Below are 15,286 nucleotides of genomic sequence, written 5' to 3' on the forward strand. Positions count from 1 at the left end.
TGATTATGAGAAAAATCCTAACAGCGGAGGGTTTTTTCGTCATTCGATTGGTTGTCCTGAAACATAATTCAAATAATACTTTTTTGGCGCGGTAAATCCCGTTCGCATTTAAATGGAGCTTCCAGGTTATTTATTAAATGGCACCTGGCAGTACGTTTGTTCTCAGGAGATGAAAATGAAAAAATTATTACTGGTGGCCTCTCTGGTTTCTGTATTTGCTGCTGCAAATGCTATGGCTGATGTTACGGCATCTGCCACCGCATCATGGGATGCAACGGCCACGAAAGATACAACCAGCCTGCTGGTCGTGACCCCATTGAACTCGCTGACGTTCCAGTATGCAGAGGGCCTGAATGGGTTTAACACTCAGGATGGCGCTTTTGATGTGACGATTCAGGGACAGGAAAGTGCAACCGATTTTGAACTGACTGCTCAGGTCATCAGCAATACGCTGACCAATGCAAGCGGTGATGCATCTACTCTGAATGTGGGCGTGGCATGGAATGGTCAGGCGCTGTCTAACTCTGCCGAAACCGTTCTGGTGAATGCGGCTTCCACTTCAGGTCTGGAAAGCCTGCTGGCCGATGGAGCCTATAACGGCGCTGAGCGTGTAAGCGATCAGTCCAGCTTCAAATTCTCCATCGCTTCAGCGACTTCTGACGGTTCGACTGCTGTAACTGACTATTCTGCGCTGCCGGATGGTTACTGGACGGGTGACGTAAAAGTTCAGTTCAATGCAACCTGGACCACTCCAGCGTAATGAATATTAATTCGGGAGAGGCTCTCTCCCGAATTTCGCAGGAATGCACTGATGAAGAAATATTTGCCACTCGCAGCGCTGGCAGGGATGGTCGTATCCTTTTCCAGTCTGGCGATTAATGTGGGTGATATCACGTCGATAATGACGGCCGATCAAAACGCGTTATCAAAAGAAATTATCAACACCACTGATTCCGCCCGCTATGTGAGCGTTACCGTAAAAAGGCTCTCTTCACCGCTGCCTGACGGAACAGAAATGCAATTTGAAACGTCGGGAGAATTACTTTCTACACCGGCGAGCCTTATTTTACCCGGTGAGGCGAAAGATGTTTTTCGCTTTTTCTATAAGGGCCCTGAAGATGACAAAGAACGTTATTACCGGCTGCAGTGGGTTGACGAACCCGTAAGCGAAAGCGCATCGACTAAGGCTGGCAAAGCCGCGATTGCGACGGCGTCGGCAGAAATCGGGACAATTCTGGTCGTGGCGCCACGCAAGGAGCGATTCGAATACGGTCGTGACGGGGATGTCATCACCAACAAAGGCAACGTCTCGTTTCGGGTCATTGCTTACGGAGCCTGCAAAGAGGCGTCACAGGATCGGGGACGAGGGTGTCGCGAGCGTTATTACGTCATGCCAGGCACAAAACTAAGATTGCAGAAAAGCGATGTGTCAAACAGTCGCACCCGCATTGGGATTTGGCATGGCAAGCAATTTATTACAGTGAAGTAATACACGGCGTCATTTCCGGTACCAGTAATAAAAATACCGAAAAGTAAGGATGCGTATGTCTTTTAAATATCTTATAGGAGGGAGTTTATTACTCTCTTATGCGCTAACATCAGGGGTTGCGCATTCTGCACCGGTTAAGATTGGTAATTATGTTATTCCAGGGGCATTCGCGCGTTCTCTTGAACAGGGGATGACGGTCCCCGTTTATATCCGCTACCAGGAGACGGATACAAAAAGCCAACAAAAAATTGCTGATGCGGTCATCTCGCTGGTTGAGGGAAATATCGTTGTAAAATCCATTATGGTTGCCGATCTGCCCAATAACGCGGTGCTTTCAGAGAAAACGCGCGAGATGGTGGAAAAAATAGGCGATGCGAAATTTATCGACAATACCTCTCTTGCCCTTTCGCGAGACGCACGGCTGAAATTAAACGTCTCCTCTTTTCATCTGGAGATGATTGTCAGCCGGGATGCCCTGACTGAAGCGGTAGTCGCCCGCAGTTCATTGCTGGGACCGTCCAGCGTTGATCGACTGTCTACTGTGCTGAATTACAACTTTGGCACCTATTACAATGACTACCGCAATGGCAGCAGCTCTCGCAGTTATTTAACCCTGGATAACACCACCTCGTTGAGAGAGCACCACCTCAATATCAATGGCTCGGTCTATGGTATTGGCGAGAGTAACCGCTCCAGCAAACTGTATCGTGCCATGTATGAGCGCGATTATGAGGGTTATCGTCTGGCGTTGGGCATGCTCGACACCTGGAACGTTCAGTCGATCGCCAGCCTCAATGCGCTGAATGGCGGCAAGATCTACGGCGTCAGCTACGGCAATAAAGGCAGTACGGTGGTTGAAAACACCTCCCTGTCCTTGATCCCAATAACCATATTTTTACCGTCTGCCGGCGAAGTGCATGTGTTTCGTGATGGGCGCTTGTTAAGCGTTCAGAACTTCAACATGGGCAGCTACGAAATTGACACCAGCCGGTTCCCTTACGGTGTGTATGACGTCACGGTGGATGTCGTGGTAAATGGCCGGACGGTGAACACCCGCGTCAGTCGGGTGAATAAAATATTTGCCCGCCAGCAGGCCGCAGGCCTGCATGAAGTCGCATGGCAAATTTTTGGCGGTTCACTTGATTACGACCGCGTGAGTTATAAACGCAATCATTACCGTGATGCCGGCAGTGAACAGACCTGGATTGCGGGTGGTGCGGCCTCGTTAACCCTGGCAATGCTCTCCGGGCTAACCCTGAAAACGACAGGTTATGGGTTTGATGACAATGCCGTCAATGAAACGGACATTACTCTTAACGTCAACGAATATGTCAGCGTCGGGACACAAACGCTGGTGGCGAACGACGGAACATGGCGCAACGTCAGCAGCGCCAGTCTTAATGCTCCAGGCGGGTTTGGATCGCTGTGGGCGTCGCGGGAAGACAGCAAAATCGGTAACCGTCTGCCGGTGCAGGAGCGGGATAACTATTCGGTTGGCGCAACATTGAACCTGAGCCGGTTTATTCCGCACGGTGGCACGTTAACGGTCAGCCAGACCGAAAACCGCTATTCCGGTAATACCTACCGGAACCTGGATTACAGTACCACCCTCTATGCGGGACGGTACGCCACAGTGGGGTTACGGGCCGGGATACAGCGCTATTACTACAACAATACGAATGATGACGGACGTCAGGAACGCTATGTCAGCCTGGATTTATCGCTGCCGCTGGCCTCGTGGATGAGTGTCGGGGTTTCACGCGATCGCTACGGCGCAACACAGGGCAATATCAGCGCGCGTAAACAATTTGAGGATAGCGTCATTACGTCTGCAGGCATTTCCGCCTCGACTCGCCTGAGTGGAGAGCAGAACTACGACAACAATTACGCTGTAAATGGCAACCTGAGTTATGACACCCGCTATAACGGCGGGACGGTTTCGGTGACCCGTTCAGCGGACAACTCGACCAATATGAACTTCTCCTCTCAGGGTTCCGTTGCCTGGGCGGGCGGCGATTTTGGTCTGAGCAAAGAGCGACAGCGCTCGGGCATTATTGTGAAAACCGATCTTGTGGGTGCTGGAAAGCTGGCCGCAAAAATAAATAACCGAAATTATATTCTTAGCGGCAAATCGAGCTTTATTGCACTCCCGCCTTACGCGCAATACAAGCTGGAAATTATGAATGATAAAAACTCTGAAGACAGTTTTGACATTGTCTCGGGCCGTAAACAGGCGCTTAACCTTTATCCCGGTAACGTCGGCGTGGTGTCACCTGAGGTGAAAAGCATGGTGACCGTGTTTGGCCGGGTGCGATATCCCAATGGTGAACTGGCGTCAAATACGGACATCCATAACCACATTGGCAAAACCCGCACCGACGCGAAAGGTGAGTTCGCCATTGATATTGATAAGAAGTATCCCGTTATTACCCTGGTGTCTGCCAACGGTAATATCTGCGAAGCGGATTTAGATCTGGAAAAAGCCAGGGGCGCTGCGTGGGTAGGGGATGTTAAATGTGCACCGCAAACCACGATGGCGCAGAGATAATGCTATGAAAAAAAGTGCTTCCGTTTTTATTCCGCTCCTGTTTTTGGCGGGATTGATTCCCTTCACCGCAAGGGCACTGACCGCCTCATCGTCAGGGGCGATCAACAACACGTTTTTATTTATCGAGAACGACATTGACGGTGAGTATTTCATTACGCCGTCCGCGTTAGATCCCCGTTTCAGCGGGTCAAATACCTGGGTTAAATACGGTACCTCCCAGGTCAGCCTCGGTTACCTGGGTTATGTCATTTGGACTGCGCCGGCCAATAATTATCAGGATATGTGGATTGATAATTCGCCCATTGATGCTCCTTTCACAGGAATACGCTGCTACCGAGGTTCGCAGTGTCCGACGACGGGCTACATTGCCGGGCAGGGGGTGGATAACAATGGTTTTTACCACGCGCAGGTTGGATCCGTGGCGGGGGTTATTGGCGGAGCGTATGGCTTTGCTTCGCTGAGCAACTCAGCCTATGAGTATTTTCGTAATATGCCGACGGGTGGCAGCGAAACCTATGTTTTTAACCGCTGCTATACCTCGGTTAACTATGATTACGCCTCAGGACAACGCTGTAAGGATCAGACAACAGGTCGCTGGAATTACATCAATTACACGTTAAACAAGCGGGGACATCTGGCGCTGGAATCAACAAGTGCCTTTCAGGAGCTGTGGATCGCCAGTGATGGAACCCCAAGCATCACAAATGATTCCGGATCCTGTGAGCTGGGTGTCGTCAGTAACGTTGATGGCGTAATTTGTAAAATGGTGAGCTACAGCCTTGAGCAGACGCAAAATTTGACGGCATCGTTGACGTTCAGAGCGTATATCGATTCTGCTGCGTTGGGTTTTACCCCTTCCGCAACCACCGTGAAATATTCGGGAAATGGCTCGACATGGTATAACTTCAGCGCCTCGACGGCGTATTACAACGTCTTTTCGACATCTGGCCAGTATATCTATGTCTTTTTGTCGAAAACATTCCTTAAGAATCTGGTGGATGCAGGCGTCAGTATTACCAACAGCCAGCCCTTTACGTTTGCGTTTACGAATGCATTAACTCCGGAGTCAGGCTATTACCAGTTTACCCCCTCTTTGCAGCTCAATATTGTGCCGAAGGAGTATGGGATTAGCATTGTCTCATCGAATAATACGGCCTCTGCCAGTGGAAGCGGCACCATCGGAGATGACGCGCCGATCGAGATGGATTACGTCGTCACCGTATCGGGACCCCGTCAGGCTGACAGTATTACGGCCCAGGTTATCGGGGACAGCACGACAATCAACGATACCCCTTACTGCCTGTTTACGTCGGCCCAGGGGGGAATAAACGTGCCTGTCCCTGCCTATCTGCAATACAACACCGCGTCGGGAAGCCCTACTCAGGTGAGGAACAGCTGCAGTGAAAATGCCATTAGTCTGAACGATGCGTTATGGCAACAGGTGCCATGGGATGCCAACAACACGGATGATGGCAGCTTTTTCAGCACCAACTTAACGCTGCTGTTCCCGATGAATGATTCCCGCTCAGCACTGACGGTGGCTGGCGCTGACTGGGAAGGCGTGGTCAGCGCCAGTGGTGAAATCAAAGTCACCGCGAACTGGCTGGGAGTAACAAAATGATGCGCTGGCGGAAGGTCGCGGAGGGTGTGGTGGGACTCTGCATTGCGCTTTACACGCTTTCTGCCCACGCGCTATATCTGGACTCCACGATCTATGATATCCCCGCAGAGCGGTCGTTCATTAGCAAACGTATTTACAACGACAGCCACAAACAGAATGTGTACAGCATTTCGGCGATTAAAATCGACCGTCCAGGCCCGGGTGGGGAAAAGCGTCTGCCAATAGAGGACGGTGAGTTGCTGTTTACACCGCTCACGTTTTCGCTCGCCCCTGACGCCGGGGAGTATTTTAAGATCTTCTATCGCGGGCCCGAGGATGACAAAGAGCGTTACTACCGGATTCAGTTTCGCGAGATGCCGGTAACGCTGTTTGCTGAACGTCATTCAGGCAAAGCAAGTGAAGCTGTACCCGCTATTGCATTGGATACGATCCTGGTGGTCAGGCCCAGAAAGCTGACGCTAGGTTATACTCTGGATGAGCAAAAAGGGGCGCTGACAAATACCGGTAATACGTTTTTCAGGATCATCGTACACAAGGGATGCCAGTCAACCGATGACGAGGCGACGATGCGCTACCTGCTGCCTGGAGAGACCTACCGAAGCAGCGCGTTAAACACTAAAAATAAAAAATTCATCGTTGCGTTGAAAAAATATATACCGATAGGCGATGGTTGTTTTAAAAATAACAGTTAAAGTTTAAAGAAACAGTTCTTATATTGCTAACTGAACTCTGGGAATATATTCTGTACTGCGTGCTGGCATTGCCGCCGATAATAAAAGAGTTCCCGGATGAAAAAGATAATCAATGATCATATTGTATACGATTCAGAGACCAGAGCGCTAAGTGTACAGGGAGAAAGAGTGGTTCTGTCCGCTGCAACGGCAAGATTACTGGAGCTCTTTATTGCGAATAACCGCAAACAATTACATCGGGATCTGATTATAGAAGAAGTGTGGGGAAGGTATGGGTTGATCCCATCAGGTCACAGTCTGAATAAAAATGTCAGTATTTTGCGCAAAACGTTAGCAGAACTGGGAATGGATAATCTGATCGCAACTATCCCCCGAGAAGGATTTGTTTTTCAGGCGCAGATCGAAAACGTAAAAGAAGATGCGTTGCCGCATAGCATCACTGCATTAACCTCCGCCACCAAACCCGGGTTAAGGCGATACGGTAAAACGATCGTTGGCGGAATGTTAGGCATCAGCCTGGTGATATCTGGCTTTGTCCTTCTGCCAAAATTATTACGAGATACCGATGGTGTCGTGCATGTACAAAAATCCGGTTCCTGTGAAATATTTACGACAGATGATAATTCAGTTGAGAAAATATCCACTTTTTTGAATTCATCCCGATGGCAGCAATTCAAATCTATCTGTAAGGGAAGAAATAAGGTCATTGTATTTTATGATGACAATGGATTGTCTGCAGGTAATAAACTAAAGGAATCATTTTTCAGTATTTGTACGTTAGGCTCCCGGGGAGTTGCACATGCGTGCGAAAATTATGTATTTTAGTCTTGCCGTAGCGCTTGTTATCATTTTTTTGTTTTTATTTAAACGTCATGAGGTTCCGGCAGCGCTGGTATGCTCAGCGAAGAACCATCTTGTGCTCAATACGCAAAAAACAGGTATGCACATCGAAGGGGAGGTATTGCTGGTTTTCAGGATATCATCTGCTGAAGAGGGGGTATTGTCACAAGTGGGCGTGATTAATGTTAATGGGAAAAGCTACGCCATTAACCGTTCCACGATGCTTAAATTTTTAGGTAATGATAGTGACGGCTACATACGTACCCAACGGGTTTCTGTGATCAAAAATGATAATGATGATTTGCCTGATGAGATCACGGGATTAATTATGTCTAAGCAACACAACTTCTATTATAAAATAATGCATATTGTGCACAATGTGTACGGTATACGCGATTTGCGACGCACCCTGTTGGTGTGTCGGGCAGCGTAATCCTCAGAATAGGGTATCGTCTTATTCTGAAATAATAACCTATGTGTCGCAGTACTTATGGTTTTTTATTCTGTTAAAATTGGGTTTATTATCACTAAAGTTTGTCTGGATGTGAATATAAGCGCATAAGTTTGTACTCATTCCGGACCTCAGAATTCGCTACCGATACAGCAAGAATATTCTTATCATTTCCCCTGCGCTCAGTTTTGTTGCAAGGGGGATGAGCTACTACACATTATGCAATCTAAAGGCATTTTATTTGTTTTACCTTAAGTCTATGTGAATACCAGGTCAATTGTGAATACACTTTCCTGTTCGGGAAGGCTGCGTTTTACAATGAAAACGTGATGGTGATTATTATGAATAAGAAAAAGGTCTTCCTGCTCAGTTATGACATTTATCTTTTCGCCGGGCTTAGGGCTTTTTTGCCTAATCTGGTACTGGTCGACAGTCAGACATTTATATCAGAGTCAGACCTTTCTTTTCAGCAATACAACTCCTGTCTGTTAATTGTTGATAACCGGATGCCCTTTTTCCTGGTGAAGAAATGGCTACATCGTAACAGTAGCCAGTTTATCATGGTAAACAGCGTTGTTCTCAGGTTGAGCGAAAATGAGTGTATTAATCGAGGCTATGAATACAGTACCTCAATTGATGTAACACTGCATTATACGACCGTCATCGATATACTCACGCGTATACTGATGACCACCCCGCAACCGGAATCACGCGTAAAATCAGATGAGCTGGACGTTTTCGCGTTAACCGAATTTGAGGCAGACATGCTTAATGCCATGATGACGAAAGAGGGGCAGGCCGAATTCTGCCGGGCCAATTCATTGACCACAAAATCCCTGTATCGCTACCGGGATAAAATAACGCACAGGCTTGGTTTTAAAAATTTTATTGAATCTATTATTTTTCTTATCCGCAATGGTTTCCTGACTGAAAGGGATGTGGGGCAGAACAGTACGTTAATGCGCAAATCCACCGGGCGTAGTTATGATAATAATGATGCGGGGCGTCTGAGTCTGGCACTCAAAAATGATGAAATTTTACCTTATTATCAACCCGTTGTCGGTGCAGGTGGTGAACTGTGCGGTATAGAGATTTTGGCCCGCTGGCCATTAGGGCATAATTACACGATTTCGCAGCGAGAATTTATTCCGCTGGCAGAAAGTTGTGGTCTGATTAACGAACTCACCAGCTATTTAATGCATAAAGTTGCCAGTGACTTAAAGCAAAAGAGCAACGGGTTAAATACACCGCTGTTTGTGGCGTTTAATGTCAGTCCAACCACGTTAAGTAACCCGGTGTTTTATTGGGAGTGCCTCAATTTTTTAGAGCTGACAGAATCGTTACCGGTGAAGCTCATGATTGAGATTACCGAAAATCAAACGCTGGCCGTGACGCCTGCAATAAAAGAACTGATCCGTTCACTGCGTAATCGCGGGGTGATGTTTGCTCTGGATGACTTTGGTACAGGATACGCGAATTTATGCTATCTGAATGAACTCGAACTGGATGTCATAAAAATCGATAAGACCTTTATCAACGCTATACAGGCTGATAACCAACCGCTGCCGATGCTGGAATCGATTATTAATCTGGCGATGATTCTGGGGCTGCGTACCGTGGCGGAAGGGGTGGAGTACGCTTATCAGCGAGAGTGGCTTATCAGCAAACAGGTGGATTACCTGCAGGGGTATCATTTCCTGCCCCCGGTGCCGTTCGCTGATTTCCGGCGATTTGTCGAGCAAAGCCAGCCGACGACAAGAGAAGCGGCATGCAAAAAGGGCAGCGTGCTGCCAGGTAAAAAGGAAAATGTGCGTTTTAACGCGCTGTAAACGACGGAAGCCCTGCGCATTTCGAGGGCTTCCGTCGGGGCTTAACGGAACATCACCTGTGCCCAGCGGGCCAGACCTGCCGTTACGGAGCCAAAGTCATCGCCACCGGCAATCGGAATACCCGGAAGCTGTTCCGCCAGCGCTTTCTTGATAAGCGGTGAACGGGCGCTACCACCGGTCAGGTAAATCACATCCGGCTTCTCTTTGCCATTCTCCAGCGCCAGTTGCACCTGCTCGAGGATCCGCAGCAGCGGCTGGGCGAGTGCCGTTTCCAGCCCTTCCTGCGATATCGCGGTCGCCAGCTCATCACTGATAAAAGGTAATGAGACAGCGTGTTCAGCATGGTCAGAGAGGGCGATTTTGCTCTCTTCAGCGGTACGCACCACGCGATAGCTGAGACGCTGACGCCACACTTTATAGAGCAGGGCGACTTTATCCGCGTCCTGCGCGTCGCGTACCAGATCGTTCAGGAAGCGCCCGTTCGCGGTGCTGTAAAAATCACTCTGCGCCGGAACGTCGTTGATGGCGATGGCGTTCCACCAGGGCAGAATTGGCAGGGCAATGCCTTTTTCGGTTTGTCCGCCCATGCCGAGCAGCGGCATCAGGCTTTTAAATGCCAGAGCAATGTCCAGGTCGTTACCGCCTACGCGGCAGCCGCTGTGGCCCAACAGGCTGGTTTCGCGGTCACGACGCTGATGCCATTGTGGCCCCATCAGCAGTAAAGAGCAGTCGGTGGTGCCCCCGCCGATATCCACAACGAGCACGCGTTGCTCTTGCGTTAATGTGGCTTCAAAATCCAGCCCTGCCGCTACCGGCTCATACTGGAAGACCACGTCACGGAAACCGGCCCGGTGTGCGGCGCGCTCGAGGATCCCCTGCGCTTGCTGGTTAGCCTCTTCACCGCCCAGACCCTGGAAGTTGATCGGGCGACCAATAACGGCCTGCGTGATGGGATCGGGTACCTGGGTCTGCGCCTGGTTACGGATGTGCAGCATCATGGCGCACACCAGGTCTTCGAACATCGCCACCTGCTGTGGTTTTAATCCGCTGGCGCCCAGAAACGACTTCGGGGATTTAACGAAGTAAACCTCTTCCGGATCGTCAATATAATGGCCCAGCGATGAGAGGCCAAACTGCACGCTGGAAGGGGTCACGTCGATATCTTCGTCGCGGTTAAAACTGACCGCCCGGCGCAGCAGCGCCTGGGTTTCCGCCGCGGTAGCGGGAACCTGATGATGACGGAACAGCCATTCACTGACCGCTTCGCGAGTGGGTGCGCAGAGCATTGATGGCAGCAGCGTGCTCTCTTTTTCCATCTTCAGGAGCTGTGGTTGCCCGTTTTGCATAATGGCAACCGAACAGTTTGCCGTACCGTAGTCAAATCCAATAAACACGATTAGTCCCCATGCCAGTGAGAAGGGGCGAGACTTTAGCGAAATGTCTGCCTGGCGACAACAGGAATATGAAAGCAAGGCGAAACAAGGCCTTTCGGTTTATGCTGAGGGGAAAAAAAAAGGAGCGATGATGTATACCCTGACCTGGCAACCCCCTTACGACTGGCAATGGATGTTTGGTTTCCTTAGCGCACGTGCGGTAGCGGGCGTAGAGACCGTCACGGACCACTATTACGAGCGCAGTTTCGCCTGCGAGGGGCATCAGGGGATATTTCGCGTTACGCCGGACAGCCAAACCCCTACGCTTACCGTGACGCTCAGCCCGGGCTTGATTCCGGTTGCGCAGAGCTGTCTTGAGCGTATCGGGCGACTTTTCGATCTTGACTGCGATCCTCAGGCGATCCGCTCGACACTGGGGGATCTGGGGGCCGCACGGCCAGGCTTACGGTTGCCCGGGGCGATGGATGCCTGGGAGCAGGGTGTGCGGGCGATACTCGGGCAACTGGTTAGCGTGGCGATGGCGGCAAAATTGGCTTCCCGCGTTGTCGCCCTGTGCGGGGAGCCGGTTGAAGACGCCCCGGGTTATCTCTGCTTCCCGACCCCGCACGCGCTGGCCGCAGCGGACCCGCTGGCGTTGAAAGCGCTTGGAATGCCGGTAAAGCGGGCGGAGTCGATCGTTCATCTGGCTCAGTCTGTGGTGGACGGGACGTTTCCGCTTTCCCCTCCTGCGGATATTGAGGCGGGAATGAAGGCCTTACAGCAGCGGCCCGGGATAGGACGCTGGACGGCAAACTACCTGGCCCTGCGCGGCTGGCAGGCGAAGGACGTTTTTCTGCCGGATGATTATCTGATTAAGCAACGTTTTGCCGGGATGACGCCTGCGCAAATTCGGCGCTACGCCCAGCGCTGGCAGCCCTGGCGCTCGTATGCGTTGCTGCACATCTGGTATACCGATGGCTGGGCGCCATCAGTTGATGGCGAAATAGCTGGTATTAAGCAGTAGATCCAACGGCTGCGGCTCGGCGATGGTGTCGCCGTAAATAAAATCAATGCCGATGCCGGAGAGCGTGTCCATCATGATGGGCTGGTTACACGGACCGGCGATGGTTTTCATGCCCAGGCGCTGGGCGTGCCCCTGAACGATCGTCACCATCATCTCATCCATCAGGTTGCCATAAACATTCGTCACCATTTCCGTATCAAGCATCAGATAATCGGCCATATTGGCGCTGAGGTGGCTAAAGACGTTCATATCGCGTCCCACCTGGCTGAGCACGACGCGGCAGCCAGCATGGCGAAGTTTTTGCAGGCCCTGCTGCAGGTTCTCATCCGGGTTACATACCACGTCGGCAGCGATAACCAGATGCAGCAGACGGCCCGGCATGGGGCTCTTCTCCAGCAGGTCGACAAGTTCATCAACCAGCGTGACGCTTGCTAAACCCGCTTCAGACAGCGGAAGCGCGACCCCCATGCCTTTGTGGGCGACCTGTGCGGCGGAGGTGCGGAAAAACTCGTTGAAGATACGTCTGTCAAGGGCGTGCAACAGTTCAGGCTCCGCAAGTCCGGAGCGGAACGCATGCTCTTCCTGCACTTCGCCCTGGCTGGTCCACAGGCGTAATGAAATCAGCCAGAAGTTGCAGCTTTCCGGTATCCGTGGAGACGCGACGCTGCGGGCAATCATCATCAGATGATTGTCTTTAATCATGTGCCACTGCTCATCAAGCGACATCATGCTGCGCATGCCGTGGTCCCGTTCCTGCTGGGGTTCGTAAACCGTGACGACGCCGCGTCCGCTGTTTTTCGAGGCGTAACAGGCGATATCCGCCTGCGACATGATTTCTGAAGCCTGATGGTTATTTTCATCAATCAGAGTGATACCCGCGCTGGCGCCGATCCGGTGCAGACGTCCTTCCCACATAAAGTGATAGTCATTGATGGTGTTAATCAGGCGGCCGGTAATATAACGCGCGCTTTCGATATTGCAGTCCGGGAGCAACAACCCGAATTCGTCCCCGCCGAGACGAGCCAGCACGTCGCTGGAGCGGAGCATGGTCAACATTAATGACGAAAGCTCCCGCAGCAGAGCATCACCCGCCGCATGGCCTGCGGTGTCGTTGACGGCTTTAAAACGATCGAGATCGATAAACACCAGCGCATGACGCTGGCGTGTCTCCTGTACGGTCTGTAAGAGCCGTTTGAGGTGGTTTTCGAAACTGACCCGGTTTGCGAGGTGGGTGAGGGCATCGTGCGAGGCACTGTAACTGAGCTGACGCAGCATTTTGCGCGATTCCGTCACGTCCTGAATCACGATCACGGAGCCAATGTTTTGCCCGTCCAGCGTACTGAGCGGGGTGATGCTGTAGTGGATATCGTAGTTGCCGCCGGTACGGCAGTTCAGCACCACGTCCTGGTCTATATCGGAACGGGACATATCGCCGCTGTGAATATTCTCCATCAGCGGTCCCTTTTCACCAAAGGTGATGTGCAACACCTTCAGGATAGGCTGCCCGATAGCCTCGGTCTGCAGCCAGCCGCTCATTTTCTCGGCAACCGGGTTCATAAAGGTGACATTCATGTCGATATCGGTACACAACACGGCTTCGCCGATGGAATCGAGGGTAATATGCAAACGCTCTTTTTCCTGGAACAGCGCTTCGTTGAGCTGCTTCACCTCGGTCATGTCCATGTTGATGCCGAGCAGGCGTTCGACTTCACCCTGTTTGTTCAGTACCCGGTTCGCCAGAGAGCGTATATGGCGCACGCCTTCTTTAACACGAATGCGGAACTCAAGCTTAAACGGCAAACGTGAAATGAGGGAATCCCGGAGCACCTTTTCAGCGTGAGCGCGGTCTTCCGGGAGCATCGTTTCGTGCCAGAGCTGCCAGGTGGGCTTGATGTGCGGCGGGATCTCATACAGCTCAAACATCCGCTTATCCCAGCTGATAATGTCTGGCTCCAGATCCCACTCCCAGATGCCGATACCGCCCGCTTCGTTGGCGAGGGTGATGCGCTCCATCAGGCGTTTATTGACCCACTCGGTCTGCTTCAGGTCGTTAATATCTTCAATCTGGGCGATAAAATAGAGCGGTGAACCGTCGGTGTGGCGCACCACAGAGACGGCAAGCAGGGCCCAGACCACTTCACCATTGCGGGTGTAGTAACGCTTCTCAAGGGTGTAGGTGTTGATGTCGCCGTTGACCAGCTGCTCCAGCTGTTCGAGATCGGTATTCAAATCTTCCGGCCAAGTTAACTGTTGGAAGGTGAGGGCCTGAAGCTCCGTCTGGCTGTATCCCAGGAAGTTACACAGGGCTTTATTGGCCTGAAGCCACTGCCCCTCAATGCTGACCAGCGCCATGCCGATGGCGGAATACTCCATTGCGTTACGAAAACGCGCTTCACTTTCGGTGATATGTTTGCGTTCGGCGCGAAAGGCATACATCACCATGGTCATAATATTGGCCGGCAACAGCATCATCAAAAAGGGCAGCCAGGGCGCGTTTAGCGTCACCAGCAGGTTTTGCGGCGTCATGGATGCAGGGTTACGCGTCATGATCAGCGAGACCATCATCACGGTGACCAGAAACACCAGAAACGCCTCCATTCGTGGCAGGCGCACGGCGCTCCACATAAGCAGAACGATAACGCAGGTGAAGGGCCACGGCAGCCAGGTAATCGCCATCCAACTGAGAGCCAGCGTCACGGCCATGGTGGCGAGCGTTTCCAGCAGCAATTTTGGGTTGCGGTGACGCAGCAGATAATGTGGTTTAAACAGTAACCCTAACGGCACCAGCGCCAGCGCACCAATGGCTTCTGATAACACCCAGACGAGGAAATTACGCAGCGGCTCCGGACCCGGCACCAGAAGATACACCAGCACCCCGCCAACCAGCGGTGGCACCAGCGCACTGCCGATGGACAGACGGATCCAGTCATTCAGATTCTGCAGGGGGTTATACCACGGGAGCAGTTTACGCAGTAACACCGCGCCAATCACGGCTTCAACCACGTTGATAGCGGTATAGGTCGGGTTGATCGACGACCAGGAGAAAAGCATCCACGCGGCCAGGATATTGCCAAACGAGCAGGCCAGGGCGATACCCGGCCACATCTTTCCTGCATGGCGGTAAAAGGCCACCATCATGATGGCGGTAGGGAACCAGAGCGGGGCGAGCAGGGTGCCGAAGCGGGTCAGCTCCAGCGAAAATAAGGTAAAGATAAAGGTGACCAGGCCCAGACAGACAAGTCGCAATAAAGGATGTGGGGTGGTAACCAAAACCCGCTGGTATTGTTTATTCATTACCGCTTTATCCAGAGACGCCATGCCGTCAGGAGAGAAGTCCGGACGAGTGAATTTGATAATTTGGTTTATGCTAGTACAAACAATTTACAATTCATATGGCGACTGCTCATAATTTGACATCA

Annotated in this window: 11 protein-coding genes; 9 read left to right on the forward strand and 2 right to left on the reverse strand. The window is 51.4% G+C overall.

The window, feature by feature from the left end:
• The first annotated feature begins 175 nt into the window (after window positions 1-175).
• The 8 genes from AB6731_RS01115 (at window position 176) to AB6731_RS01150 (ending at window position 9,470) form a co-directional block, all read left to right on the forward strand.
• Entirely contained in the window at window positions 176-760 is a 585-nt protein-coding gene (locus AB6731_RS01115) for a common pilus major fimbrillin subunit EcpA (RefSeq protein ID WP_020883247.1), read from the forward strand.
• 51 nt (window positions 761-811) lie between these two features.
• Window positions 812-1,489 carry a hypothetical protein gene (locus tag AB6731_RS01120; protein ID WP_371005775.1) on the forward strand — a complete coding sequence of 226 codons (678 nt, stop codon included), beginning with the start codon at window positions 812-814 and terminating at the stop codon, window positions 1,487-1,489.
• Window positions 1,490-1,544: 55 nt separating this feature from the next.
• Window positions 1,545-4,037, forward strand: coding sequence for a TcfC E-set like domain-containing protein (locus AB6731_RS01125; RefSeq protein ID WP_371005776.1), 2,493 nt, complete (start codon window positions 1,545-1,547; stop codon window positions 4,035-4,037).
• 4 nt (window positions 4,038-4,041) lie between these two features.
• Window positions 4,042-5,658, forward strand: a complete 1,617-nt coding sequence (locus AB6731_RS01130) for a fimbrial protein (protein ID WP_371006125.1) — start codon at window positions 4,042-4,044, stop codon at window positions 5,656-5,658.
• Window positions 5,655-6,350 (forward strand): fimbrial protein, encoded by a 696-nt coding sequence (locus tag AB6731_RS01135; RefSeq protein WP_032680624.1) that lies wholly within the window; start codon window positions 5,655-5,657, stop codon window positions 6,348-6,350. Before AB6731_RS01130 ends, AB6731_RS01135 begins: the two co-directional genes overlap by 4 nt.
• A gap of 96 nt (window positions 6,351-6,446) precedes the next feature.
• Window positions 6,447-7,175 (forward strand): winged helix-turn-helix domain-containing protein, encoded by a 729-nt coding sequence (locus tag AB6731_RS01140; RefSeq protein WP_014170839.1) that lies wholly within the window; start codon window positions 6,447-6,449, stop codon window positions 7,173-7,175.
• Window positions 7,150-7,623, forward strand: a complete 474-nt coding sequence (locus tag AB6731_RS01145) for a hypothetical protein (RefSeq protein WP_371005777.1) — start codon at window positions 7,150-7,152, stop codon at window positions 7,621-7,623. Before AB6731_RS01140 ends, AB6731_RS01145 begins: the two co-directional genes overlap by 26 nt.
• Window positions 7,624-7,982: 359 nt before the next feature.
• Window positions 7,983-9,470 carry an EAL domain-containing protein gene (locus tag AB6731_RS01150; RefSeq protein ID WP_047743112.1) on the forward strand — a complete coding sequence of 496 codons (1,488 nt, stop codon included), beginning with the start codon at window positions 7,983-7,985 and terminating at the stop codon, window positions 9,468-9,470.
• Between the two features lie 41 nt (window positions 9,471-9,511).
• On the opposite strand, the gene yegD is transcribed toward AB6731_RS01150, so the two are convergent.
• Complete coding sequence (yegD, locus tag AB6731_RS01155; RefSeq protein WP_371005778.1) at window positions 9,512-10,864, reverse strand: molecular chaperone; 1,353 nt, start codon at window positions 10,862-10,864, stop codon at window positions 9,512-9,514.
• Window positions 10,865-10,994: 130 nt separating this feature from the next.
• Between yegD and alkA the strand changes: the two genes are divergently transcribed.
• Window positions 10,995-11,867: a DNA-3-methyladenine glycosylase 2 gene (gene alkA, locus AB6731_RS01160; protein ID WP_262105597.1), complete on the forward strand. Its 873-nt coding sequence runs from the start codon at window positions 10,995-10,997 to the stop codon at window positions 11,865-11,867.
• On the opposite strand, the gene AB6731_RS01165 is transcribed toward alkA, so the two are convergent.
• Window positions 11,832-15,161 carry a diguanylate cyclase gene (locus tag AB6731_RS01165; protein ID WP_371005779.1) on the reverse strand — a complete coding sequence of 1,110 codons (3,330 nt, stop codon included), beginning with the start codon at window positions 15,159-15,161 and terminating at the stop codon, window positions 11,832-11,834. The two genes, alkA and AB6731_RS01165, sit on opposite strands and share 36 nt — an antisense overlap.
• Window positions 15,162-15,286: the final 125 nt, after the last annotated feature.

The sequence above is a fragment of the Enterobacter sp. RCC_40 genome, assembly GCF_041360735.1.
Lineage (GTDB): Bacteria > Pseudomonadota > Gammaproteobacteria > Enterobacterales > Enterobacteriaceae > Enterobacter > Enterobacter ludwigii.